The organism is Saccharothrix tamanrassetensis, assembly GCF_014203665.1.
Classification (GTDB): Bacteria; Actinomycetota; Actinomycetes; order Mycobacteriales; family Pseudonocardiaceae; genus Actinosynnema; species Actinosynnema tamanrassetense.
This window is the reverse complement of record NZ_JACHJN010000016.1, coordinates 55751-79614: the sequence shown is the minus strand read 5'-3', so window position 1 is coordinate 79614 and position 23864 is coordinate 55751. Positions and strand designations below refer to the sequence as shown.

The following is a 23864-nucleotide window of genomic DNA, read 5'->3' as shown; positions in this document are numbered from 1 at the left end:
GCGAATCCGACCCCGACGACCAGCGAGGAAACGCTGAAGCAGTTGCGACCGCTGTCGTCCTGCTGCACGTGACCCGCACGGTCGACACGTGGCCGATGCGCCGGAACCATGTGATCGCCGGTGACTGGCCCCGGGCGGAGCGGCTGGCCGACGACGCGTTGCGTGGTGCTTGCCGGTTGGCCTGGCGGGGTGCGATAAATCCGGCGTTGTGGTCGGCCTGCCAGGTCAAGGCGTACCTGGGTGAACTCCAGGCCGACGATCCGGCCCTGGCTGAACTTGCCGTCGCTGTGCGAAAACTGGGCCTGGTGCCGGCCGAGTTCGCGGTGCGATCCCTCATCGGATTCGTCGCGCTGTCCCACGGCGACGCGGCGGCGGTACACGCCGAGTTGGGCCCGCTCCTGGACCGGATGAGCCAGCTCGGGTTTCGCGAACCCATGTGGTGCCCGCTGGCCTGGTGCGAACTCGACGCACTCGTCGAGGTCGGCGAGCTGACCCAGGCGGCGGTTGTGACTGAGGATTTGCACCGATTCGGGATCCGCATGGACCGCCCGTTCGCCCTGGCCACCGCAGCCAGGTGCCGGGGAAGGATCGCCGCCGCCCGCGGTGACTTCGACACCGCGACGGCCGATTTCGACGCCGCGATGGCCCAGCACGAGAGGTTCGACTGGCCGTTCGAGCGCGCTCGAACGCTCCTGGCTGTCGGTGCCGTACGACGCCGGGCCAAGCGAAAACGTGCCGCCCGAGATGCTCTTGGCGACGCCATGGCTGTGTTCTCCCGGCTCGGCGCCCGGCTCTGGGCGGCCAAGGCGGAGAGCGAACTTGCCCGGACCGGTGGCCGGACCCCGAATACCGGCGATTTGACCGCGACCGAACGGCGCGTTGCCGCACTCGTCTCGCAAGGTCACACCAACGCTGAGGTCGCCGGCTTGTTGTTCCTCAGCGTCAAGACCGTCGCGGCCCATCTCACCCATGTCTACGCCAAGCTCGGGGTGCGCTCACGCACCGAGCTTGTCCGCCACGTGCGTGACACCACCTGACACCCGCACCCATCCCCAGTGTGTTCGGCCCGCAATATGAGTCTGGACAAGGGGTGCGAAGGCGTCGTCGTCAATGCCCCGGTAACCGTGTCGCACGATGGTTCGGTACATCTCCTCGGACACGACGAGAACGAGCGGTGCCGCCGACTTCGCGAGCGCGCCCTTGAGCGCGGGTGCGTCCAGCAACCGGAAGCTGAGATCCAGGGCCTCGCCGCAACACCCCCTGCGGTCGTAGAGCACCTCGCCCGCGTGCACGACCACACGAAGCCGCAACTCCTGTTGCCTGGACAGCTCTTCGCAAAGCGCGGGCACGAAGGCATTCAGCAGCAGCGTCTTCGGCACGATCGGGTGGATGACCGCCAGTATCCCGTCCCCTCGGTCTACCAGCGGATCGCGGAGACGCTCTTCGGCACCGGCCGCGTACAGGGAGTTCTCGAACGCCTCGTACAGCACGCGGCGAAGGCGGATCTTGGTCGCGTCCGCTCTCGCCGTGGAATCCGCGATGTCCACCGCCACGATGGACCGATGACGAGGTTCTCCCGGCCATCGCGGTTCTCTTCTGCAGAATAAACCCATGGCAGACGCTACGGTCGCATTGGTGGGAAGGAATCGGAGATTCCTCGCATCTTTGCGATATCGCCAGACGAGCGACAGACGACCCCGCCATGATCAATCGGACCGCGACACCGCAAGGCTTCACCACATGAACCGACCAACGACCACCACACCAACGCATCTCAGCGGATCTTTCACCCCGCAGGCCAGCGCTTCGCCGTTGCGACACGATGACTGAGAACGGACAGTCCGGCCGACCTGATGCGTAACGTGCTTGCGTGGCCTCGGAGGGCCGTCGAGTTCGGTCATGTGCTCGACGGCAAGATGCAACGGCTGCCACGGACTGAGGCAGGAAGCAGTGATGATGGCCCGAGACCAGCGGGACGATGATGCGGACGCTCAGATCGTCCCACCGGGCGAGCCTTCGCCCGGTGTCGAGGTGTGGGCCCCGGCGACACAGAACGCGGTGACCGGGGTGGTAGCGGGTGGGGTGGTGCAGGCCCACACGATCAGCGGTGGCGTTCACCACCACACGGCTTCGCCTGGGCGACCGGTGCCGGAGCAGTTGCCCGCCGCTCCGCCCGCCTTCGTCGGCCGCGCCGACGAGTTGGCCACACTCACCGCTGCTGTGAACCAAGGCTCGGTCGCGGGCGGGACGGTGGTGATCTCGGCGCTGGCCGGCACCGGAGGCATCGGCAAGACCTGGCTGGCTCTGCACTGGGCTCACCGGCATCGTGACCGGTTCCCGACGGGCAGCTGTTCGTCGACTTGTGCGGTTTCTCCCCGGAGGGAAAGCCGATGGAGCCGACCCTGGCGGACCGCGGCTTTCTTGATGCCCTCGACGTCGATCCCGCTCGCATCCCGACGGCCCTGCACGCTCAGTCCGCGCTCTACCGCAGCCTCGTCGCGGGCAAGCGGATGCTGGTCGTGCTGGACAACGCCGCCACCGCCGACCGAATCACCCCGTTGTTACCAGGCGAACCATCCTGCACGGTGTTGGTGACCAGCCGACGACGCCTCGACAGGCTGCTCACGGCGTACGGCGCCCACCCGGTCCGCCTCGACACCTTAACCGACACCGAGGCCTGCCAGCTTCTCACCACCCGCCTCGGCCGGCGCCGGATCGAGACCGAACCCGCCGCTGTGGCCGATCTCCTCGTCTCCTGCGGAGGCTTCCCCCTCGCCCGGTAATCGTGGCCGGACGCGCCCGTGCGGCTCCCTGCCTTCCGCTTGCTGTTCTGGCGGCCGAGCTGCGCGACGCGGCCATCCGCCTGGACGTCCTGGACAGCGATGATCCAGCCGCCAGCCTGCCTGCCGTCCTGTCGTGGTCCCAGCAGTTGCTCACCTCGGAACAGCAGGAGGTGTTCGGCTGCTCAGCCTCGCGCCCGGTCCCGACATCGGCCTCCCTGCCGCCGCAAATCTCGCCGGACTGCCCCCCGGCGCGGACCAAGCGGGTGTTGGATGCGCTGGATGAGGCATCGCTGCTCGATCACGACGGACACGGCCGCTGGCGGATGCACGACCTGATCGGCGCCTACGCCACCACCGCCGCCCACGAGTTGGACGAACCCGCTCGAGAGAGTGCGCTTCGGCGGGTGGTCGACTTCTACGCCCACACCGCCTATGCGGCCTTCAACCTCATCTGGCCCAACCGCCCGCGCTTGGAACTCGACGCTCCCTCCCCCAGCGCCCACCCTCAAACGCTGCCGGACGTGGCGGATCGCGTGGGACCGTCGACCGGGCGAAGGCATGTGCGCAGGCGGTCGGGCAAAGCCGGGTTCTCCTCGAGGCCGTGCAGGATGTCTCGGGATCGTGGGTTCACTTCCATACTCCAGTCGGATCGCCGCGATCGCGGGTCCGCCCGGTGTGGAACAGGTCAGAATACGGCGATGGTGGAGCGGAGCAACCGGTTCACCGGTCGTTCGCTCTGCAGAGCCTTTGTGGCGAGATACATGCCAAACAGGACGCTGTCCGCTGAGAGCTAGGCGCCCCTTCGGCGCATGCTCGGTCGACTCTGCCTTCGGGTGAAACAGAGCCGCACGTCACTGGCGAACAGGTTCGCAACACGCTGCCATGCCACTGATCTGACGCTGCGAGAAGGCGTGTTCATGCCGCTGGTCGCGTCCCGACGAAGGTCCGCTTCCACCGATGTTCTCGCGTCGGCACCTCACGAACGTGATCGTTTCGCTAGCGTCGGCAGGGGGCTGTGGCCGTCGGGAGCGGGCCACGCCGAGGTTCTCAGGGGGTTGCGGTGAGCGAGGAGATCCAATTCCACCAGGCAGTGATGGAGCGCGGTGACTCCGCCGTGTTGGTCGTCGACGCCGACGAGCTGGCCGTCCGATGGGCTTCGCCGGCGGCGCTACGTCTGTTCGGCACCGCGTCGGGGGTGTTTCCCGATCTTGTGGACCCTGCGGACGCGGCCGCGGTGGCCTCGTTCCTCCAGGCCGCGATCGGTCGGGACAGCGCCTCGCGCGGCACGTGCGCGGTCCCGGTCGAGGGCTCGACCGCGCGGCGGGTCGACCTGGTCGCACGCGACCTGAGCGCAGACCCGGTGGTGGGCGGCCTCGTGGTCGTCGCCTTGGACGTGACCGGCTGGGCGGAGCGGTCGGAGGAACTGGGCAGACGGCTCGGCACCGACGGCCTGACCGGCGTGGCGAACCGGGCGGGTCTGCTGCCGCGGCTGGAGCAGGCGGCCCGCGGCGCGCCGGACTCCGGGCCAGGCCCCGTGCTGATGTTCCTGGACCTCGACGGATTCAAGACGGTCAACGACCGCTACGGGCACGCCGCCGGCGACCGGGTGCTGCGTGGGGTCGCGGCACACCTCGACGCGGTCGTGACCGGACGGGGAACGGTGGCGCGGGTCGGGGGTGACGAGTTCGTGGTGCTCCTCGACCGGTCCGACGAGCAGGAGGCGGTCGCGTTCGCCCAGGAGGCCGTGAACCTGGAGTTCACCGTGGCCGGGGACGTGGTCCGGGTGACCGCGTCGGCCGGGATCATGGTCGTGCGCCGGGGATACCGGGCGGAATCCCTGCTGCACCGCGCGGACCTGGCCATGTACCGGGCCAAGGCGACAGGCCGTGCCCATGCCGTGGTCTACCGCGACGACCTCCAGGACTGGGTGCTGGCGCGAAAACTGGAAGTCGACCGGCTCGCCGAGCGGCTGGAGCACATGCGCCTGGAGAAGGAGGCGCTCGTGGAAGCGGCGACCATCGACCAGCGGACCGGACTGCCCAACCCGGCCGCCTTCGACGCCGACCACGACCTCCAGAACCGTCGCGGGCGGCCCTACAGCCTGCTGCTGGTCGACATCGACCACTTCCACGACTACAACACCCTCTACCGCTACCTCGCCGGCCACGAAGCACTTCGCAAGGTGGGCCAGGCGATCAGACGCGCGGTGCGCACGACCGACCGGACCTACCGCTACGGCGGCGAGGAGTTCACCGTGCTGCTGCCCGACGCCCGCCTGCCCGAGGCGACGGCGGTCGGCGAACGAGTCCGGCTGGCCGTCGAACAATCCGGGATCGAACACCGGGGAAATCCCGGAGGAGTGCTGACGGTCTCCGTGGGCGTGGTCGAGGCCGAACCCGGCGCCACCGTCACCGACGTGATCGAGGAAGCCAGCATCGCACTCCTCGGAGCGAAAGACACCGGCCGCAACCAGGTGATCGGCCGAACCGCCCACACCCCAAGACCACCCGCCTGACGAGATCCCCGGTCAGGATTCGCCTGCTGATCAACTCGTGATGGCGGCGAACATGCCGTGTGCTTGCGCATCCAGACCAAGGCTTCGTCGGACACGCAACAGAAGTCGTCGGCCGTTGGGGGCTGGAGTTCTGCATCCGCGGCTGGCGAAGACGTCCGTGGGCGACTGGGTCGCCCGGTGGGTCCAGGCGCACGACGTCAGCGGTGTCACCCAGGCGACCTACGACTCGCACCTGCGCAACCACATCCTGCCCCGCTTCGCCGGCACGGAGTTGGGCGAGTTGTCGCGGATGGTGATCAAGGCGTGGGCCAAGAGTTGCGGCGGTCGTTGAGCGAACGCAGCGTCGCCGACATCGTCGGGTTGTTGTCGATGATCCTGGGCGAGGCGGTCGACGAGGGACTGATCGGATCGAACCCGTGCCGCAGGCTGCGACTCAACTCCGGAGACCAGCCCGAGCGGCCGCACGCCGACCCCGACGAGGTGACCACGCTGGCCGGCCGGGTGTCGTCGGTCGACAACGCCACCCTGATCGTCACAGCGGCCTACACCGGCATGCGCTGGGGTGAACTGGCCGGGCTGCAGTGGTCACGGGTCGACCCGGACAAGCAGGAGATCCACGTCGACGCCCGCGACGGCGCACTGCACGAACTGCACGGCAAGCTCGAGCTCGGCCCGCCCAAGACACCGGCCAGCGTCCGCACCGTGCACCTGCCGGAGTTCCTCGCCGAACTGCTGACGCAACTGCGCCGCGAGAAGCCCACCGCACGGTTCGTGTTCACCGGCCAGGACGGCGGACTGCACCGCCGGTCCAACTTCCGCCGGAGGGTCTGGCTGCCCGCGTTGCGCGGCGGCACGACCCTGGGATGGTCGCCGATCAAGCCGCACATGCACCTCCACGACCTGCGCCACACCCACAAGACCTGGATGATCGAGGACGGCGTCCCCGAAGTCCTGCAGCACAAAAGGATGGGACACAAGTTCCGCGGCGTCATGGGCGTCTACTCACACGTCACCCGGCCGATGATCGACGCGATGCTGGCCGGACTGCAGGCCCGATGGGAGCACTATGGAGCGAACTGCGGCGACCACTTCGGAGCACCAACTGTGGTCAAGATCAGTTGTTCCCATTCTGCTCCCACCAACGACCAATGACCCACAGACATGGATCGTCTGCAGGCCATTGACCAGGTAAAACACACTGTGGGCGATACTGGGATCGAACCAGTGACCTCTTCGGTGTGAATGAAGCCAGAACAACGCTTCTATTAGCACAAACAGAATCACCGCAGGAAAAATGTGGCCGCTGGAAGCCGTTAAACGCGGTTTGACGCTGTTGAATGCGTCCGACGGCTCCCATTCTGCTACCAGCGTCCGCTCCCACGCACTCCCCCGCTCCCAGGCGATCTGCGGACCGCCGACCGTGATGGTCGCGAATCCGACCCTCATTCCGGCCCGGCAGCGGATGCGTCGGTCGCCGCGGAGCACGAGGGTCATGCCCGCCGATCCGGCGACAACGACACGCACCATCGTGTCGTTGTCGCCGGGCCACCGTCGACGCCGACCCGCTATCGTGTCGGTGTGACCGCAGCAGCCGCGCACCCGCCATCGCCGGAGGTCGAGAAGACCCCCGAGGCGATCCGCGCCGCACTGTTGCCCGAGGAACGCGACGCCTTCGACGCCGACTGCCGCCACGCCCTGGGCAAGGCCGCAGCCGAGTCCAGCCTGGAACCGGTCCACAGCGTGATCGAGCAGTGGTGGCGCATCGCCACCGTCACCCGGCACGACCCCGCCGCCCACCGGCGGATGCTCAGGCGCATCGACCAGACCCAGAGCGCCGGCCAGACACCAGGGCGGCTGCGCACCTGGGACGAACTGCAGACGGAGCGCGGCGGCCGATAGGTGACCTACCAGATCCAACTCCCCGACGAGGTCTGGGACCAGATCCACGCACTGCCGGCGGAGGCCGACGAACCACTGTCCGAGGCCATGACCCTGCTGACCCACGAACCCTGGCACGGCGAGCCCTACCACCGCGCCAACCCCACCGGCGCCCTGCGCCAACTCGTCTACGGGTACGGCAACGGCCTCATCGTCTACCTCATCCTCGAACAACAGAAACGCATCGTCGTCGAACGCGTCCTCTGGCTCGAAGACCTCGGCTGACCACCGCACTATAGGAAGAGTTAGGGGTGGCGGTCGACAGTGCCGCAGGTGATAGACTGGTTCAGTTGACACTGAAACTATAGAGTCGGCCTACGCCAAGTTGTGTCCGTGCCGTCAACGGACGGCCTCCCAAATCCTTCCCGGTCGGCGTTCGCGCTTCACCACGCCGTGCGAACAGCCCGCGACAAGTTGCCCCTCACCCCGTCGTTGTGGACCGCGCACATCCACGCCGGGCCGTGACCTCGCCCGCTCGTGGCAGGCGAGGGACCAGCGCAAGGATGCGAGGAACGGACGGTGGCGGTGAAGCCCGAGCCCTTCGCGCACCTCATGATCGGCCGGGGCATCGCGGTCAAGGTCCTCGAGGGCATCGCCGCCGGCGAGCACACCGAGCGCAACTTCATCCTCGACTCGCGCTCGCCCTGGCCGAGGACCGCCGCCGCGTCATCGCCCGCAAGACCCGCAACGGCCTCGACGCCGCCCGCAGCCGCACCGGCGGACCGCGGTAGCCCAGGTGATCATTGGGCCAGTGGACGTCCCTACGCCGTCCGCGGCGCACGATCACCGGGTGTGACAGCCGCCTCGGCAGTACCCGAAACCGTCCAACCAGGGACGTTCCGCCCATTCGACGGGGTAGCGTAAGCCGTGCCCGCCGACCTGGACTACTCCCCGCTCACCGCCCCGGTCGACCCGGCCGCTGCATTGGCGCACGCGAAAGCGAACGGCGACCGCCCGACCCGCGACCTGGCCTGCTGCGCGTTCCTCCTCGCCCTGATCTCCGCCGCCTTCTTCGGATTCTTGAGCGTCCCGCTCAACATGTACCTCGCCGGCACCTATCCGGACGGCGGCGTGGGCGTCCGGCTCCTCGGGCTGCTGCCGCTGGCGATCGGTCTCGGGCTGGTCGTCCTGGTCGTCGTCCTGAGCCGCAAGAGCGGCCGGCAGGAACGGATCGACCACTACCGCATCATGCAGTTCGCCGCCCGCAACGGCATGGGCTACCGGATGAAGGTCAAGGACCCGGAACACCCCGCCGGGGTCTTCGACATCGGCGTCAACCGCTGCGCCGTCGACGTCGTCAGCATCGAAGCCCCACGCCCGATGGAGATCGGCCAGTACAGCTACACGGCCGGCTACCACAACGCGGAAACGTTCCACTGGGGCTACGCAACCGTCCCTCTCGACGCCAACCTCCCCCACCTGCGGCTGAACTCGCGGGCGAAGGGCATGGGCACCGTGCACGAGTCCGGCAAAGTCACCCTCGGGCACCCCGACCTGCGCGGCCCCGGCACCAAAGCCTTCAGCGTCTCCGGGCCATTCGGCAGGGCCCGGGAAATCCAGACCCTGCTGGACCGCACCCTCTTCTCTTCCGACCTCCTGGCCCGGTACGCCGAACGCCCCGTCCACATCGAGGTCGTCGAGAACCGCCTGTACTTCTTCTCCCCCAAGCCGCTTTCCACCACCGACCCGGACACCTGGCGCTGGCTCCTCACCCTGCTCGCCGACACCGCGGAGCGCCTGGAATCCTGAGCGCGACTTATCTGGAAACGGAAAAAGATCCGTCGTGCGGTTCCGCAAACGAGGGCCCTCCGGACAAATGGAGATCGCTCGCAGAGCCGGACGCCTTGTCGAAGACCGGGTTGACATACTCGTCGAGATGTCCTCCCACCGCGATGCATTCGCCGATAGCCACGGCGCCTTGGCGATCTCTATGCAACACTCCATCATCTGGCCGACGACGTCGCCGAGAGCCGACGACGGCCAAAAGAAATCGCTAACCAAATCGATCCAACCGACCCCGCCTTCGCCGCGCTGATTCCGGTATCGCGCCGGTGGGTTCGGGGGCCGACGTCGGGCCACCCTGGTCGCCGGCGGTGGAGCGGCTATCGCAGGACGGTGCCCGTGGCCTGCGGAGCTGCTGAGCGCGACTGCGGTCCGCTGTCGTCGACCGGGCGGCGTGTGGTGTCGTGCGGCCGGGGTTGTCGGTGGGGTTGTGCCGGCCACGCGGTCGAAGGTGAGCAGGACGTCCCGCAGCGCGGCACGGAGCCGTCCGACCTCCATCGCGGTCAGGGTCGTTCGTGTGCACTGTGGACCGACCGAGCATGGCCTACGCCGTCACCACCGCCAACTGCTCCGGTAGCGTGCCCCGCCAATCCCACGTTCCACCATCCGGTTGGGGTCGGTCGCAGCCACAGTGCCTGCGCCCGAATGGTCGCTGGCGCCAGGCGCACGTCAGCGTGGCTGGGGTGCGTGGTGGCCTGGAGACGAGTGCGGTGCAGTCTGACGCCCAAGGCATCTAGAAAGCCGCGCACTGCCACCCCGGACGCCATCGGCTCGCCCTCCGGACTGAACCCGCGCAAATCCACGAACAGCTGCCCGTCGGGAAACCTGTCCAGATGGCGGTGAGCCCACGCCAGCGCCAGCCAGGTCTTGCCGACGCCTCCGGCCCCGCACATCGCCGACACCATCACCGTCGCATCCCCGAACGGCCGGCGGGCAGGCCGGTCGACGGAAACCGGTCCCTCCCCGCCCGCTGCGGCGGCAAGCGCACGGTCCATCATGTCCAGCTCCGCCGTCCGCCCCACGAGAAGCCCTGGTGCAGCAGGCAACTGAAGCGGCACCGCCGGTACAGGCCGCAGTGCCGCGTGCAGGTGTATGTCACCCTGCACCACACCAAACTGCGCCACCCCGCTCACGACGCCGGACGTCGTGTTGCGAACACCGGGGAAGTCCGCGCCGAGAGACCCGGAGTTGAAATCGTCGGGCTCTTCCGGCCCGGTTACCACCACTGGGGCACACCCCCGCTCTCGGTCGACATGGGTGTATCAGCCTTCACCCGCCCGTACGGACCGTCTCCGCACAAAGGCGGGTTCACCAATCCAGGATTGTTTAATGGGGGTTAGGCACGGATACTTCATGCGTTGGAGCGGCGCTGGACGACCCGTCGCCGCACGGGTCCGGCGCCGAGTCCAGCAGCCCCAGCAGCACTACATGACCTCGACACTCCCGGGCTGTTGCGCACCCGAGTCCTCGACGGGCTCATCAACGACTACTAGACGCGCGCCTGACCAGCAGCGATGACTCCCGAGCGACACCGGTGCCATGACTCCACCCAGGGGTCGATCGCACTTGAGTTTCACTCCACCTCTGTCAGGCTCGGTGGCATTGACAAACGATCGGCAGACAACGACTCTGAGGACCTAAAACCTTCTGGCCGGGTTGGTGTCCGTGTGGCCACCGAGGTTGTCAAGTTGGTGTTGAAGGCGGCCGACTTCAATGCAACGGCCTTGTTCGCGGTACAGCTCAAGCGCTTCCTGCCAGACCGCGCGGGCGTTGGTGTGTTCTCCGAGGGCGGCGTGCGGGTGACCAAGGCGGTCGAGCGTGTCGGCGACATTGTACGTGTGCCCTAGGACCCGACGGAGATCGAGGGCTCGCCCGTAGTAATTAATGGCTCTGTGATGCTGACCTGTGTGGTGGGCGATGTATTCCAGGCTGTCCTGGGTGTTCGCTTCTCCGGCGGAATCCTGATGCCGGCGGTGCAGGGTGAGGGCGGCCTGGCAGTGTGCACGGGCGATATCGAGGTCGCCTAGTCGCGCGGTATACCAGCCTACCTGGTTGAGCGCCTCGGCTTTCGCCGCCGTATTATCGATGGTGCGGCGGAGGTCTAAAGCCAATCGGGCGTGTTTCAGGGCCGCGCGATCGTTCCCTTGCTGTTCCCATGCCACCGCGAGTTCGTGATGGGTTCCGGCTTGAAGGTGGGAGTCGTGATGTTGTTCGGGTCTGCTGCACGAGTAGGTGACAGTGGTAGTCACGCAGCCTGACTGGCTGACGTGGTCATGATTGCTTCGTATTCGATGGGGGTCAACCTGCCGAGGGCGGCTTGGCGTCTGCGGCGGTGGTAGGTGCGTTCAATCCAGGTGACGATCGCGATCCGGAGCTCGTCGCGGGTGTGCCAGGTACGCCGGTCGAGAACGTTGTTCTGCAGCAACGCGAAGAAGCTCTCCATGGCGGCGTTGTCTCCTGCGGCGCCGACCCTGCCCATCGAGCCGGCCAGCCCGTGGCGTGCGAGCGCACGGACGAATTTTTTTGATCGAAATTGCGATCCGCGGTCGGTGTGCACCACGCAGCCGACGGCCTCATCGCGGCGGGCGACGGCGTTGGTGAGCGCGGCGACGGCGAGGCGCGACTTCATCCGGGAGTCGATGGAGTAGCCCACGATCCGGTTGGAGCAGACGTCCTTGACCGCGCACAGATACAGTTTTCCTTCCGTAGTGGGGTGTTCGGTGATGTCGGCCGGCCACAGCCGGTTCGGTGCGGTGGCGGTGAAATCGCGGCGGACCAGGTCGTCGTGAACCGGCGGACCGGCCTTCCTGCCGTTGCGGCCGCGTTTCCCGCCGAACGCGCTCAACCAGCCCATCGACGAGCAGATCCGCCACGCGGTCCGATCCGCCATCGACAGGCCGGCGTCGCGGGCCTCGTCGGCCAGGAACCGGTATCCGAACTCCGGATCGTCGCGGTGCGCGTCGAACAACGCGTTCGCCCGATACGCCTGATCGAGTTCCGTCCCGGTCACCGGCCGGGCACGCCACCGGTAGTACGGCTGTCGAGCGATGTCGAGTACCCGACACGTCACCGAGACGGGGATCCCGTCGGCGGCGAGCTCGTTCACGAGCGGGTAGAGCCTTTTCCCGGCAGGTTCGCCTGCGACAAATATGCGGTCGCCCTCCGCAGGACCTCGTTCTCCTGCTCCAGCAGCTTGATCCGCTTGCGCGCCTCGCGCAGCTCGGCCGAGTCGTTCCTGCTCACACCGGGTTTGACGCCCTCGTCGGTGTCGGCCTGGCGCAGCCACTTGAACAAGGTCATCGGGTGGACACCGAAGTCCTTGGCGATCTGCTCGACGGTCACGCCGGGCTCGCGATCACGGGCGACCCGCACGACATCGTCGCGGAACTCCCGAGGGTAGGGCTTGGGCACAGTGACATCCTCCCAGCTCACCATCACGGCAAGCCAACTCAGATGTCACCAATCCGTGCAGCAGACCCCCGAGCAGGGCTTGGCGCTGACTCGGGGAAGAGCTTCATGATCGAGGCGTCCCGTACCGGAACGAACAGGCCACCGGAGAAGATCTGGTGACCGGCCACGAACCCCGCACCCCGCGACCTCACCGCGACGCAGCGCAGAACGAACGGAGTGCGGGTGTCCCGGTCGGGACGCACTCACCCGAGCCGGCTGGCCCGCGTTGACGGCGAGCACGCCCTTGCCTGCTCATCCGCAGCCGGGCTGAGACTCGGCGGCTTCCGTCGACGCCATCCGCGCACTCGCCCGCCGGACGCGGCCCAGCCGGCTCGGCAGGGACTCAGTGGTACTGAACCATGTGGAGCGCGACCATCTCACCGTTCGCCGCCGCGGCGGCTTCGTAGCCGTACATGTGCCCGTACTTGGTGCGCAGCCGATCAGCTACCTCGCGACCGGTCTCTTCGAGGAACTGCGTGAACCAAGTGGTGTGCGAGCCCAACGTAGCGTCGACGTAGCTCTCCAGCGGTCGTCGGGCCAGCTTCTCGGCAACGACACCGCGCAGATCGGCGATGAACTCGAGCTCGGCTTCGATGTCGCCGTGGTCGCCGATGTTGCCGTGGCCACCGCTGAGGTAGTCCCATTCCAGCTCGTTCACCGCGCGCAGGTTGTCCTCGGTGAACAGGAAGCGCTCGTTGGCCGCGAAGCGCCAGAAGGGCGGCTGGTCGGGACTGATCAGGTCCGGGACGTGCGCGACCCGTTCCGTGGGCAACAGCCACGCCCCGTGGTCCTCGGTGTGCGCCGCCCATTCGAAGCCGTGCAGGCGGACTTCAATGCCCTCGAAGGTGAACGAGCTCGAGGGCCAGGCCACCGTCTCGGTCGGGCGAGGCAGGATGCTGCGAGCCGCTTCCAGTTTGGCGGCGGTGCGCGCACTGGCGATGAGACGCAGGTTGATCCCGTCTTCGGACGCGGCGTCGATCCAGTGCTGGACATCGTCGATGTGATCGGTGTGGAAGTGGCTGTAGACGAGGGTGCTCACGTGTTTTTCGGTGACGCTCGCGATCGCCTCGCGGAAAGCACTGGTGCGTCCGAGGGGGGCGTCGAACAGCAGGACCGAGTCGCTGCCGACTACGAACACGGTGGTGTAGTTCTTCACCGAGACCCACCATGTGCGCTCGGTCAGGCGCTGCAGGACGAACGGCTTCTCCATGTTCTCCTCGAAGAGGCGCGTGATCTTGACTCCCGGCGGGACGGGGGTGCGGGCTGACGCCTCTTGGTGCGGCTGGTCGGTCCGCAGCGGGGCGCTGGCCGGGATCGGGGAAGTCAGGGCGGCTTGGCTGGTCATGTCAGAAGGTCTCCTCGTGGGACGCGGGGGAACCGACCGCGCTCACGCCGGCTGGACGGGACGGCGCGGACAGGCCCGCGGCGCGGTAGATGCGGTCGCGCGAGCGCGCGGCTTCCTCGGCGATGGATTCGTGCCCGATCAGGACACCGCCGGCCTTGACCGTGCGGCCGGCCACCATGACGAGCACTACGTTGCCGGCGTGGCCACCGGTGACGATGGCGGCCGGGACATCGCTCGCCGGCAGCAGGTTGGGATCGCGGAGCCGGACCATCATCAGGTCGGCGTCCTTGCCCGGTGTGATGCTGCCGGTCCGGTCGTCGATGCCGCAGGCGCGAGCTCCTTCGATGGTCGCGAAGCCGATGAGATCCCGGGCGTCGAACGTCGGGGTGTCGCCGACGTCCATGGCGCCGCCCGCGCCGGCTCGCACCAGCTGCTGGTAGGCCAGCGCGGCGCGCATCACCCCGAACATGTCGCCGCTGACCGCGGACTCGACATCGACGCTCAAGCTCGGCCGGATTCCGGCCGCCAGCAGGCGGTTGGTGGCGGGCTGGCCGAGACCGGGCATGAAGACCTCGAGGGCTGCGGCGACCGAAGCGCTCGCGCCGCTGCCGGCGAGCATGCGCAACTCCTCGTCGGTGGAGGTGCAGCAGTGGATGAATGTCATGTCCGGCCCGAGTGCGCCGCTCTCGGCGAGCTGGGCGATCGCGTGCTGCTCGGCCCCCCAGTCACCGAGGCCGACATGCATGCTGATGCGTAGACCGAGATCGCGGGCCAGCGCGATGTCCCGCGCGGCGATGTCGGCGGTGGACAGCTCGGGGCCGCGCAGCATGGCGTTGAGGGTGACCCGGGCCGAATCGTCGGCAAGCAGGTCCTCGCGCACCCTGCGGATGTCCTCGGGGTGCAGCCGATCGCTGCCGAACTGCCAGGACTCCGCTTCGGTGGAGGGCCAGCCGTGGGCGAACACGGCGCGGATGCCCGAGTCCCAGTGGGCCTGGATCGCCGCGTCGGCGTGCGCGGGCGAGTTCATGATGTGCGACTCGTCCCGCACCGTGGTCACTCCGGCATCGAGCGACATGGCGTCGGCCGCGAGGTTGCCGATGCGGACGTCGTCGGGCGTGAGGTGCGGGCCCAGCCTGATCTGGACGTGCTCGCGGTACTCGGGGTAGGTCCACGTCGGGCCTAGGCTGCGGAGCGCTCCCTGCCAGGCGTGGCGGTGGGTGTCGATGAACCCGGGTAGGACGGCGTGCCCGATACCGTCGATGACGCGGGCCCGCTCGTCCACCAGGCCGGTGCCGACGTCGACGATCTTTCCGTCGGACACGAGGACGTCGCCGGCGAAGTCGCCGAGGCGGTCGTCGCCGGTCAGGACGTGTGCCCCGCGAATGAGCACGCGTTCGTTCGGTGCGTCGGTCGGACTGCTCACGAAAATTACCCTTTCTCGGCGTGGCTCAGAGGGCGGCAGCTGTGTTGGCGAGGTGTTCGAGCAGGGTCGGGCGCTCGGGGCGCCGGCCCACGATGCGGCGGGCGCCGTCCCCGGACGCCTGCTGGTCGAGTAGGAGAGCTTCGCCGAGTGCACCGAGCCGTTCCACGGTCGCGGCGAGACCTTCGGGCTCGCCCCTGCCGTCGAGGCCCTGCGCCCGGCTGACCGCTCGGGTGATTTCCAGAGCGGTCGGGTTCACCCCGGCGGCCCCGATGAGACAGGCCCCGGCCGGGGCGTGCTCGAGAGTGCGGACGTAGAGCGCGGCGAGGTCGTCGACGTGCACTGTCGGCCAGTGCTGTTCCCGCCGCCCACGACCACCAGCGCTCGCGAATCGCCGGTGCCCGTGCGCGGGCTACCGGAGACTACGTGCAGCAGGTTGTCTCCACGTCCATAGGTCAGGGCCGGGGCGACCACCGCGGTGCGGATGCCGGTCGCAGCGCGCACCCGGCCGGTGATGGCCGGGCGCCAGGCCGTCAGCCTGGGCGGGCGCAGCGGGCTGGTCTCGGTGATGTCGCCGCCGCTGCCGTGATCCCACACGCCAGCGGTGGTCACGAAAGCCTTGCCCGTGCCCGCCAGTGCACCGAGCACCGCGGTGGTCAGCACGTCGTCGGCCCAGGCGCTGGTATCACCACCCGGTGAGGCGAGGTGGACCACTCCGTCGCTGACGGCGGCGAGCTCACGCACGGCCGCGGCATCGGTGATGTCGCCCGGGACCGCACGGCCGCCTCGCTCTTCGATCTCTTCCGCTCGGCTCGGGTCGCGAACCAGACACGTCACCTCGTGGCCGGCGACGACCAGAGCGTCAAGGGTCGCCGAGCCGATGTAGCCGGTCGCCCCGGTGAGCAGAACGCGCATCCTTCCTCCTTGGATCATCCGGATGCCTCGACTCCAAGGTGAACCACGTAAGTGATCGTGTCCAACGAAAGGTTTTTGTAGACCTATCGATGATTGCGATATGTTGGGCGAATGGACGAACGTCGGCTCGCCTCCTTCGTGGTGCTGGCGCAGGAACTCAACTTCACCCGTGCCGCCCGGCGGCTGCACATGACCCAGTCGACGCTCTCGGCGGCGATGAAGGCCTTGGAGGCCGAGCTTGGCGTGGAACTGTTCGCGCGCTCGACCCGTTCGGTCAATCTCACGGAGGCGGGCTGGGCGTTCCTGCCGCGCGCACGCGATGCGATCGAGGCGATCGACGCTGCCAGAGCAGCTGTGGAGCCCGGCGGCGAGCTGCGGGGCCAGCTCGTGGTGGGCATGCTGCAAGGCTTGACCATGGTCGACCTCCCCGCCCTCGCCGGCGATTTCCACCGGCGCCACCCCCAGGTCCGGCTGCACCTGGAGACCTCGCGACGCGGCACCGCGGGGCTGGTCGAAGACATCCGGCACGGTCGGATCGACGTGGCGTTCGCCGGCACGAGCATCGAGGACGCCCGACTGCGGGTGGTGCCCCTCCGCTCCTACACCCTGCACTTGGTCGTGCCGCCCGAGCATCCCCTCGCCGACCGCGACGCGGTGACCATGCGGGACATCGCCGAAGAGACCTTCATAGACATGCCCCCCGGATTCGGCCAACGGGCAGTCGTGGACGAAGCTTTCGCACGCCACGCCCAGACCCGCACCGTCCTGGTGGAAGTCACCGACCTCACGACTATTCCCGCCTACGTCGCACAGGGGTTGGGAGTGGCCGTGCTACCGGCCGAGCTCGCAACCTCGGCCGCGACTCCGCTCACGGCGATCCCGATCGCCGACGAGGCACCGACCTGGACGCTGGGCATCGTCCTCTCCGCAGTGCGCCCGCCGCCCCGCGCCGTCCACGCGTTCCTCGACCAGGTGCAGCACCACATCCGGCCGGACCGGGCGTTCTGACCCGTATCCGCGAGCGAGGCGGCGACATGCTGCCGAGCGACCTCGATGCCACCGACGTGGCGGCGCATGAGCGCAAGATGCGCGGTGTCATCGAAAACGTCATGGCCGGCGCGACCGTCGCCCCCTGTCTCCACGTGGGCCGAGATGGAGACCCGCGCCGGCCGCGGCGTCATTGCCGGGCAACGATGATCCCCCGACGCAGGTGCGGTCGACCCGCCGCCGACCCCAGCCCAGGAAGCCGAAACTCGCCTCACCGGACGACTTCACCGCAGTCCGGCCGCGTGAAGATCAAGCACGCCACTGCGGTTCGGGCGGTGGCACAGCTGTGATCGATGCCCGCTCATCGGCAGAAGCGGACGTTCACGGCACGCGGAGCCAATGCCGGTCCGTAACGACTGGTCCTGCCGAGCGGGTCAGCACCTACCCTCCGCCGCCTCCTGACACATCCAGCCGCGCCAGCGCGAAGCGCGCCTCCACGACCAAGCTGCCTGTGCGGAACCGCTGGTCAGCCCTGTTCTCGTCCTTTGGTGCTCATGCCCAGGAGACGAACCTGCGCGGATCAGGTTTGTCGCCCCCTGTTGGGCTGTGGAAGCGGGGCGCGGACACGAAGCACGAGGTCAGCGGATCGTGAATCCGTATGAATGCGTGCCGCACCGGGGACACGAACGCACACCTCATGCCCCGGTCGTCTCAGGAGTCCTCGCGGGATGCCGGTGTCCGCCTTGGCCTCCGCATCGCCGAGTGGGCTTCAGCGACGGAACGGTCGTATGGGATCGCGTGGCTGTGCTTGGCCGAAGGTGGCGAACCACGCGTGGGGACGGTAGTCGCCCATGTTCAGGTGGCGGTTGTGGTCGTCGTCGTGTTCGAGCAGCCCGGCGAAGCGGGTGTCCACACCGGACCAGCCGTCGCCCACCACCGACTCCGCGCACCGCAGGATCAGGCGCAGAGCCATCTCCTCGGCAGCGCACCGGGGTCGCGGGCACTCCCCCGCCGCGAGGTCGGCGACCAGGTCGTCGAACGAGCGGACCGCCCGGCGCCGCCACACCGCGTCCTGCCGCCAGGTGATCCGGGGAAACTCGTCGAACGCCGCCTCGCCGACGACCTCGACCAGTACCTCGACGGTCACCGTGAACCGACGCCGCACCCCACCGCCCTCGACCACCCCACGACCAGCACCCCTCCACGGGCCTTCCGGCTCGGGTCGGTTGACGTCGGTCCGCGCACATCGGGCCACGTCAGGGCAGGTTCGACGAAATTACCCGTTCCGTTGGCGACCCCACTTGGTCTTGTCAAAAAATCAGGAGCGAATCGCTCCTGATCCACTCCTTCACAGCGCCCTCGAAGATCGTTTCGCTACCGTCCCGTGACCACTTCCAAGATCGGTACGACCGCACGGAAAAGCCCGTCGACCTGGGCTTTCATCCAGATCGAGCGGGCTTCTTCAGACCGTCGGGACGACAGGATTTGAACCTGCGACCCCTTGACCCCCAGTAGAGGGGTCGCCGTCGAGACCCTCCGCGAGCATCTCCAGATCGGTCAAGTCGAAGAAATTCGGGCCGGGCATGTCCCTTTGGGTGCCTTTTCGCGGAGTTCAGGGGTGCTGAAGGTGTCGCGCCGCGGCATCACGGTTCTACCGGAGGCTCTCATGGTGAACGAATTTCACGGCCGTGCGGACGGATCCGCCGACGACCATGCCGGCGGGCAAGCGGTGGTCGACCTTAACGGGATCGCTCCGGATGTCGTGGAGCAGGGGATGGTCTGCGGCTGTTGCACACCCCGGCGCAGGCGGCGCGGGCGTTGTCGGTGCGCGAGTCGTGGTTGCGTCGTATGGCCGGGCGACAAGAGATCCCGTGCACCTTCCTGGGCAAGCATCTGCGGTTCTCCGACGCCGACCTGTTGGCGATCGTCCGGGGCGGCGCCCGTGCCGCGCGCGGTGACGCGGGCGCCGCGGGCAGGTCGGCGTCGTGGTCGGATGGTGTTCGGCGGCGCTGAACACAGATGTGTTGCTCTCTGGCCGGTATGGAGCGTCACTGTGCGTCCGTCCGATCCCGGGCGGGCGCACGGATGTGGTGAAAGGCAGGGTTTCGATGGCATGGGTGGAGAAGCACGGTGAGGGGTTCCGGGTGCGCTACCGGCTGCCCGACGGCGCTTTGGTCTCCGAGAAGGGGTTCGCGACCAAGCGTGAGGCCGACGACCGGGCGGCGGACGTGGAGTCCGACCACCGGCGGGGCCGGGTCGTGGACCCGCGATTGGCTCAGCTCCCGATCGGGGAGTGGGTGGCGCGTTGGGTCGAGGCACACGACGTCAGCGGTGTCACCGCCGCCACGTACGACTCGCATCTGCGCAACCACATCCTGCCCCGGTTCGCCACGACGGAGCTGGGTGAGCTGTCCCGGTTGGTGATCAAGGCGTGGGCGAAGACGTTGCGGCGGTCGTTGAGCGAGCGCAGCGTCGCCGACGTGGTCGGGTTGCTGTCGATGATCCTCGGCGAGGCCGTCGACGAGGGTCTAATCGGATCGAACCCGTGCCGCAGGCTGCGGCTCAAATCCGGCGACCAACCCGAACGACCGCACGCCGACCCCGACGAAGTGACCGCGCTGGCCGAACGCGCATCGGCCGGTAACGCCACCCTGATCGTCACAGCGGCGTACACCGGCATGCGCTGGGGTGAACTGGCCGGGCTGCAGTGGTCACGGGTCGACCTGGACAAGCAGGAGATCCACGTCGACGCCCGCGACGGTGCGCTGCACGAACTGCACGGCAAGCTCCACCTCGGCCCGCCCAAGACACCGGCCAGCGTCCGCACCGTGCACCTGCCGAAGTTCCTCACCGAGCTGCTGGCGGAGCTGCGCTGCGAGAAGCCGACAGCACGGTTCGTGTTCACCGGGCAGGACGGCGGGCTGCACCGGCGGTCCAACTTCCGCCGCCGGGTCTGGCTACCGGCCGTGCGGGGCGACTCGACCCTGGGACGATCCCCGATCAAGCCGCACATGCACTTCCACGACCTGCGCCACACCCACAAGACCTGGATGATCGAAGACGGCGTGCCGGAGGTCCTGCAGCACAAGAGGATCGGGCACAAGTTCCGCGGCGTCATGGGCGTCTACTCCCACGTCACCCGCCCGATGATCGACGCCATGCTCATCGGACTCCAGGCCCGGTGGGAGCAGTATGGGAGCAAACTCCTGTGACCTCTTCGGAGCAGCGAATGTGGTCAAGATCTTTTGCTCCCATTTGCTCCCACGAACGATCAACGGCCCGCAGACGAAGACCGTCTACGAGCCGTTGACCAGGTAATACACACTGTGGGCGATACTGGGATCGAACCAGTGACCTCTTCGGTGTGAACGAAGCGCTCTCCCGCTGAGCTAAACGCCCGTATTCGGTTTGCCACCCCGCTCTCGCGGTGTGGGGATAGCTTACAACATCATCCCTTCGAACCAAAAATCGGGCTCTCCAACCACGGCCAGTCCAGTCCGAACCACCCGCCGACCAGTGCAAACGCCCCGAGCAGCCAACAGGTCACGGCCACCACCAAGCCGGTGGCGGTGAGGACTAGGGCCTTGACCAACAGGTTCTGCCGCTTGAGCCACGCGACCCACGCGTCGTAGTACCGCTTGGCGAACCGCAGCACGCGTCCGGCCCACTCGAACTCCGTCGCCAGGATCGCCAGACCCGCGAACACGACCAGCCAGCCGGGACCTGGGTACGGGATCATCAGGATCCCACCGAGCAGCACGAGGCCACCCACCACGCCCACACCGATGCGGTAGGTCAGGTTCAGCGCCGGGTTGCGGCGGAACCGGTGGCGGTGGCCGCTCGACTCGGTGGTCTCGTCGCGCTGCTCGGTCGTCATTCGCCCATCATCGCTCACGATGCCCTCACCTGGCCGGCAGCCAGGATATTCGCCTCCGTGGGTGAGGGGGGCGCCTCCTGGCCGGGCTCCAGCGAGATCGCGAAGCCGGTGTGCTTGTGCGCGTCCGCCGACCACCGCGACAGCAGCCGCACCCCGTCGTCTTCGCTCGACACGTTGAACGTCGCCAACGGCACGGCCTTCGGAGTACTGGTCCCCCACACCACGTACGTGTGGTCCGATTGGTTGGGCTTCAGGTCCATCTCCATCACGGCTGCCCCCTTCTCCGCGGACAGCACGATCGCCAGCTCGTCACCGGACGGTGACCGCAGCACGGCCCGGTTGGTGTCCGGGCTCGCCGCGAGCACCAAGGCCTTGCTCAGTTCGTCGTTCCGCTGCTGCTGCGCCGCCACCTGGTCGCTGAGCCGGCTGAACCGCACACCCGCCACACCGACGCCGGCCAACACCACGACGATGGCCGCCGCCGCGAGGAGTCGGCGTCCCGTACTGCCGCTCTTGTGCCCACGGTGGCGCTCAATCGGGATCGCCGGCGGCGTCGCCTGCTCCTGCGCCGCGTGCTCCGGTGCGACTTCCTGCGGGGTCTGTTCGATGGCTTCCATCAGTCGGGACTTGAGCCGCGCGGGCGGGTCGTACTGCCGCACCGAGCCGCCCAGCGCCGCGGTCACCTCTTCGGTAGCCCGAACCGCCTGACTGCACCGCGCGCAGCCGGGCAGGTGGGCACGCAGCTGCGCCTCCTCGTCCGGTTCGAGCGAGTGCATCGCCCACCCGACCGCGAGCTCCTCCTGAGGGCACCAGTCGTCCCTCTGCTCCCCGGTCACCGATGTGCTCCCGTCGTCTCGCCGCCGGTCTCGCCGGCCCATACCGACCGCAGCGACGTCCGCAGTCTCCGGATCGCCGCGAACGTTCGTGACTTGACCGTTCCCAGCGGGATCCCGGTCAACGCCGCGACCTCTATCTGTGTGTAACCGCCCAGGTACGCCAGTGCGATGACCTGCCGCTGGTCTTCCGGCAGCCGTTTGAGCGCCTCCCGGACCTCCGCACCGACGACACCGCTCAACGCGGCGTGCTCCGCGCCCTCGGCGGGCGTCACGTTGCGCTCGGACACCTCGTCGGTCAACGGCACGTTGCGCCGCCGCTGGGTGTTCTCCCGGCGCACCGCGTCGACCGCCCGGTGGTGCACGACGGTCATCAGCCACGTGCCGAAACCGCCCCGCGCCCGGTCGTACCCGCGAGGGTTGCGCCAGAGGGCCAGGAAGGCCTCCTGCACGACGTCCTCCGCCAGGCCGGGGTCGACGCAGATGCGCCGCGCGAGTGAGTAGGCGGGCCGCGCGTAGCGGTCGTACAGCTCCCCGAAGGCCGCGCGGTCACCAGCGGAAACCCGCTCGACCAGCGACACGTCGGAGGGACGCCCGTCGGGCCCGGGCCGGGGCGCCGGGGCAGGTGCGTCAGCCACCAGAGATGTCCTCACGTCCAACATTCGCGCAACAGCCGGTACCGGGTTCAGGTTAAACCCAGCAAGATGTGGAGCGGCGCGGGTTGCGTGGACACGGAACGCAGCGAGGTGGTAGCCCAGTGGAGTCCGATGAGCCCGAACGGGTGATAAACCCCCCGATGTCGAGCGTTCCTCGCCACATACACGTCACAAGTAGAGAACTCGGTCGTTTCCTGGACCGGGAAGGGAGACGAGGTTAACGACAATGCGCAATGATCACGTGACGCTCCGCTCAACAGCGGTCTTCGACTTGCTGGCACCGAGGACACCTGCGGTTCCGGTTCAGGTGGAGCTTCGTTATGACACGAAAGACCCGTACGCCGTAGTGGCTGCGTTCCGCACCGGCCGAGCCGGTTGGGTCGAATGGGTGTTCGCCCGCGATCTGCTCGCCGACGGCCTGATCGCCGACGCCGGCGACGGCGACGTCCGGATCCGCCCGGCCGCGGACGACCCCGAGGTGGTGGTGATCGAGCTGAGCTCGCCGTCCGGTCACGCGATGTTCGAGGCGTCGGCACAGGAACTGGCCGACTTCCTGGACCGCACCTACGACGTGGTGGTGCCCGGCAACGAGCACCTGTGGGTCGACGTGGACGAGGCCCTGACCCACCTGATCTCCAACGATTTGACCTGAACGTGCAGGTAGCAGGCCTGCGAGGGGTTGAGGAGACCCCCGATTTGATCCCGCGGCGGGGGATGTAATAAAGTTCCTCCTGCACCGGGGAAGACCGGAACGACAGCTCCAAAAGGGCGAAAGTTCCCGGAATCCGCGGGGTATGCGGATGTAGCGCAGTTGGTAGCGCATCACCTTGCCAAGGTGAGGGTCGCGAGTTCGAGTCTCGTCATCCGCTCGGCAGAGGGCCCCTTGGGCTCAAGCCAGACTTCCAGGTGCTAGTCTCTAGCTGCCGGGAATCATGGCGGAGTGGCCGAGTGGCTTAGGCAAGGGCCTGCAAAGCCCTGTACACGGGTTCGATTCCCGTCTCCGCCTCGGACGATTAGCTCAGCGGGAGAGCACTACCTTGACACGGTAGGGGTCACTGGTTCAATCCCAGTATCGTCCACCAACGAAGTACGCAGTTCAGAAGCCCGGTACTCGATCTTGAGGCCGGGCTTCTTGCGTGGTCTGGAAGATCGATGGCGTTCGAACAACTCGTCCATCTGATTCCGCATGACGTGCGTCACATGCTCGTAGGTGCGGGCGACGCCCTTCATCTTCGTGGTCCAGCTGTGCCCGCCGCGCCTCCTCTGGGATGCCGTCCTCGGCCACCACGTCGCGTGATGTGACGTGCTTCACGGAAGGTGGGCCACGGCAGGATCGGGGGCTCGCGATCGGCCACTTCCGGGC

At 67.8% G+C, this 23864-nt stretch carries 24 protein-coding genes and 4 tRNA genes; 16 read left to right on the top strand and 12 right to left on the bottom strand.

All coding sequences use genetic code 11. The features are described 5' to 3' along the window. Positions 1-68 precede the first annotated feature (68 nt). A complete protein-coding gene (locus FHS29_RS38390) occupies positions 69-1037 on the top strand; it encodes a helix-turn-helix transcriptional regulator (protein ID WP_184698709.1) in 969 nt (322 codons plus the stop codon). Here the strand turns inward: FHS29_RS38390 and FHS29_RS34825 are convergent. Continuing rightward, on the bottom strand, positions 996-1553 hold the full coding sequence (locus FHS29_RS34825) for a hypothetical protein (RefSeq protein ID WP_184698707.1): 558 nt from the start codon (positions 1551-1553) through the stop codon (positions 996-998). The two genes, FHS29_RS38390 and FHS29_RS34825, sit on opposite strands and share 42 nt — an antisense overlap. An 837-nt stretch (positions 1554-2390) precedes the next feature. Between FHS29_RS34825 and FHS29_RS37415 the strand changes: the two genes are divergently transcribed. From FHS29_RS37415 to FHS29_RS34790, 8 genes are all read left to right on the top strand, one after another. Further along, entirely contained in the window at positions 2391-2783 is a 393-nt protein-coding gene (locus tag FHS29_RS37415; RefSeq protein ID WP_246441178.1) for an NB-ARC domain-containing protein, read from the top strand. Between the two features lie 2 nt (positions 2784-2785). Next, positions 2786-3577, top strand: a complete 792-nt coding sequence (locus FHS29_RS37410; RefSeq protein ID WP_246441177.1) for a hypothetical protein — start codon at positions 2786-2788, stop codon at positions 3575-3577. A 266-nt stretch (positions 3578-3843) separates the two neighbouring features. After that, on the top strand, positions 3844-5298 hold the full coding sequence (locus FHS29_RS37960; protein ID WP_184698705.1) for a diguanylate cyclase domain-containing protein: 1455 nt from the start codon (positions 3844-3846) through the stop codon (positions 5296-5298). Between the two features lie 157 nt (positions 5299-5455). Beyond that, positions 5456-5629 (top strand): tyrosine-type recombinase/integrase, encoded by a 174-nt coding sequence (locus FHS29_RS38385; protein ID WP_184698703.1) that lies wholly within the window; start codon positions 5456-5458, stop codon positions 5627-5629. After that, positions 5602-6450, top strand: coding sequence for a tyrosine-type recombinase/integrase (locus FHS29_RS34805; RefSeq protein ID WP_184698701.1), 849 nt, complete (start codon positions 5602-5604; stop codon positions 6448-6450). The genes FHS29_RS38385 and FHS29_RS34805 overlap by 28 nt, the downstream gene beginning before the upstream one ends. 426 nt (positions 6451-6876) lie before the next feature. Next, complete coding sequence (locus FHS29_RS38380; protein WP_184698699.1) at positions 6877-7197, top strand: DUF6247 family protein; 321 nt, start codon at positions 6877-6879, stop codon at positions 7195-7197. Then, positions 7198-7461 (top strand): hypothetical protein, encoded by a 264-nt coding sequence (locus tag FHS29_RS34795; protein WP_184698697.1) that lies wholly within the window; start codon positions 7198-7200, stop codon positions 7459-7461. 642 nt (positions 7462-8103) lie between these two features. Further along, positions 8104-8985 (top strand): hypothetical protein, encoded by an 882-nt coding sequence (locus FHS29_RS34790; RefSeq protein WP_184698695.1) that lies wholly within the window; start codon positions 8104-8106, stop codon positions 8983-8985. A gap of 536 nt (positions 8986-9521) precedes the next feature. Here FHS29_RS34790 and FHS29_RS38575 read toward each other — a convergent pair. The 6 genes from FHS29_RS38575 to FHS29_RS34760 form a co-directional block, all read right to left on the bottom strand. Continuing rightward, entirely contained in the window at positions 9522-10244 is a 723-nt protein-coding gene (locus tag FHS29_RS38575; RefSeq protein ID WP_376774508.1) for a hypothetical protein, read from the bottom strand. A 411-nt stretch (positions 10245-10655) separates the two neighbouring features. Next, complete coding sequence (locus FHS29_RS34780; RefSeq protein ID WP_312865238.1) at positions 10656-11267, bottom strand: tetratricopeptide repeat protein; 612 nt, start codon at positions 11265-11267, stop codon at positions 10656-10658. Continuing rightward, positions 11264-12429, bottom strand: a protein-coding gene (locus FHS29_RS34775) for an IS3 family transposase (protein ID WP_312865242.1) whose coding sequence is annotated in 2 segments (ribosomal slippage) — positions 11264-12142 and positions 12145-12429 — 1164 coding nt in all. Because the reading frame shifts where the segments join, the coding sequence is not laid out codon by codon here. The genes FHS29_RS34780 and FHS29_RS34775 overlap by 4 nt, the downstream gene beginning before the upstream one ends. A 382-nt stretch (positions 12430-12811) precedes the next feature. Further along, complete coding sequence (locus FHS29_RS34770) at positions 12812-13813, bottom strand: MBL fold metallo-hydrolase (RefSeq protein WP_184698693.1); 1002 nt, start codon at positions 13811-13813, stop codon at positions 12812-12814. Between the two features lies 1 nt (position 13814). Continuing rightward, complete coding sequence (locus FHS29_RS34765; protein WP_312865237.1) at positions 13815-15389, bottom strand: amidohydrolase family protein; 1575 nt, start codon at positions 15387-15389, stop codon at positions 13815-13817. A gap of 99 nt (positions 15390-15488) precedes the next feature. Next, positions 15489-16148, bottom strand: a complete 660-nt coding sequence (locus FHS29_RS34760) for an NAD-dependent epimerase/dehydratase family protein (protein WP_246441174.1) — start codon at positions 16146-16148, stop codon at positions 15489-15491. 111 nt (positions 16149-16259) lie between these two features. On the opposite strand from FHS29_RS34760, the gene FHS29_RS34755 reads away from it, so the two are divergent. Continuing rightward, complete coding sequence (locus FHS29_RS34755; protein WP_184698691.1) at positions 16260-17156, top strand: LysR family transcriptional regulator; 897 nt, start codon at positions 16260-16262, stop codon at positions 17154-17156. A gap of 748 nt (positions 17157-17904) precedes the next feature. Here FHS29_RS34755 and FHS29_RS34750 read toward each other — a convergent pair. After that, a complete protein-coding gene (locus FHS29_RS34750) occupies positions 17905-18282 on the bottom strand; it encodes a hypothetical protein (protein ID WP_184698689.1) in 378 nt (125 codons plus the stop codon). A 641-nt stretch (positions 18283-18923) separates the two neighbouring features. Here FHS29_RS34750 and FHS29_RS34745 point away from each other — a divergent pair. Together FHS29_RS34745 and FHS29_RS34740 are read left to right on the top strand one after the other, a co-directional pair. Beyond that, positions 18924-19148: a helix-turn-helix domain-containing protein gene (locus FHS29_RS34745; RefSeq protein ID WP_376774507.1), complete on the top strand. Its 225-nt coding sequence runs from the start codon at positions 18924-18926 to the stop codon at positions 19146-19148. A 104-nt stretch (positions 19149-19252) separates the two neighbouring features. Continuing rightward, positions 19253-20347 (top strand): tyrosine-type recombinase/integrase, encoded by a 1095-nt coding sequence (locus FHS29_RS34740; protein WP_221457227.1) that lies wholly within the window; start codon positions 19253-19255, stop codon positions 20345-20347. Between the two features lie 115 nt (positions 20348-20462). On the opposite strand, the gene FHS29_RS34735 is transcribed toward FHS29_RS34740, so the two are convergent. From FHS29_RS34735 to FHS29_RS34720, 4 genes are all read right to left on the bottom strand, one after another. Next, a tRNA-Val gene (locus FHS29_RS34735) sits at positions 20463-20534 on the bottom strand. A gap of 49 nt (positions 20535-20583) precedes the next feature. Continuing rightward, the gene (locus tag FHS29_RS34730; RefSeq protein ID WP_221457226.1) at positions 20584-21012 is read right to left on the bottom strand and encodes a TIGR02611 family protein; all 429 of its coding nucleotides are present in this window, start codon (positions 21010-21012) and stop codon (positions 20584-20586) included. A gap of 14 nt (positions 21013-21026) precedes the next feature. Beyond that, positions 21027-21848, bottom strand: coding sequence for an anti-sigma factor (locus FHS29_RS34725; RefSeq protein ID WP_184698680.1), 822 nt, complete (start codon positions 21846-21848; stop codon positions 21027-21029). Then, positions 21845-22483, bottom strand: coding sequence for a sigma-70 family RNA polymerase sigma factor (locus FHS29_RS34720; RefSeq protein WP_312865236.1), 639 nt, complete (start codon positions 22481-22483; stop codon positions 21845-21847). The genes FHS29_RS34725 and FHS29_RS34720 overlap by 4 nt, the downstream gene beginning before the upstream one ends. A 244-nt stretch (positions 22484-22727) precedes the next feature. Here FHS29_RS34720 and FHS29_RS34715 point away from each other — a divergent pair, with 244 nt between their 5' ends. From FHS29_RS34715 to FHS29_RS34700, 4 genes are all read left to right on the top strand, one after another. Then, complete coding sequence (locus tag FHS29_RS34715; RefSeq protein ID WP_073893954.1) at positions 22728-23153, top strand: SsgA family sporulation/cell division regulator; 426 nt, start codon at positions 22728-22730, stop codon at positions 23151-23153. A 144-nt stretch (positions 23154-23297) separates the two neighbouring features. Further along, positions 23298-23370 (top strand) — tRNA-Gly (locus FHS29_RS34710). A 65-nt stretch (positions 23371-23435) separates the two neighbouring features. Further along, positions 23436-23507, top strand: a tRNA-Cys gene (locus tag FHS29_RS34705). 1 nt (position 23508) lies between these two features. Continuing rightward, positions 23509-23583, top strand: a tRNA-Val gene (locus FHS29_RS34700). The last annotated feature ends 281 nt before the right edge of the window (positions 23584-23864 follow it).

Excerpts from the sequence above, each read along its gene's own strand:
- FHS29_RS34755 (WP_184698691.1), top strand. The coding sequence starts at position 16,260 with ATGGACGAACGTCGGCTCGCCTCCTTCGTGGTGCTGGCGCAGGAACTC.
- FHS29_RS34770 (WP_184698693.1), bottom strand. The coding sequence starts at position 13,813 with ATGACCAGCCAAGCCGCCCTGACTTCCCCGATCCCGGCCAGCGCCCCG.
- FHS29_RS34715 (WP_073893954.1), top strand. The coding sequence starts at position 22,728 with ATGCGCAATGATCACGTGACGCTCCGCTCAACAGCGGTCTTCGACTTG.
- FHS29_RS34730 (WP_221457226.1), bottom strand. The coding sequence starts at position 21,012 with ATGACGACCGAGCAGCGCGACGAGACCACCGAGTCGAGCGGCCACCGC.
- FHS29_RS37415 (WP_246441178.1), top strand. The coding sequence starts at position 2,391 with ATGGAGCCGACCCTGGCGGACCGCGGCTTTCTTGATGCCCTCGACGTC.
- FHS29_RS34760 (WP_246441174.1), bottom strand. The coding sequence starts at position 16,148 with ATGCGCGTTCTGCTCACCGGGGCGACCGGCTACATCGGCTCGGCGACC.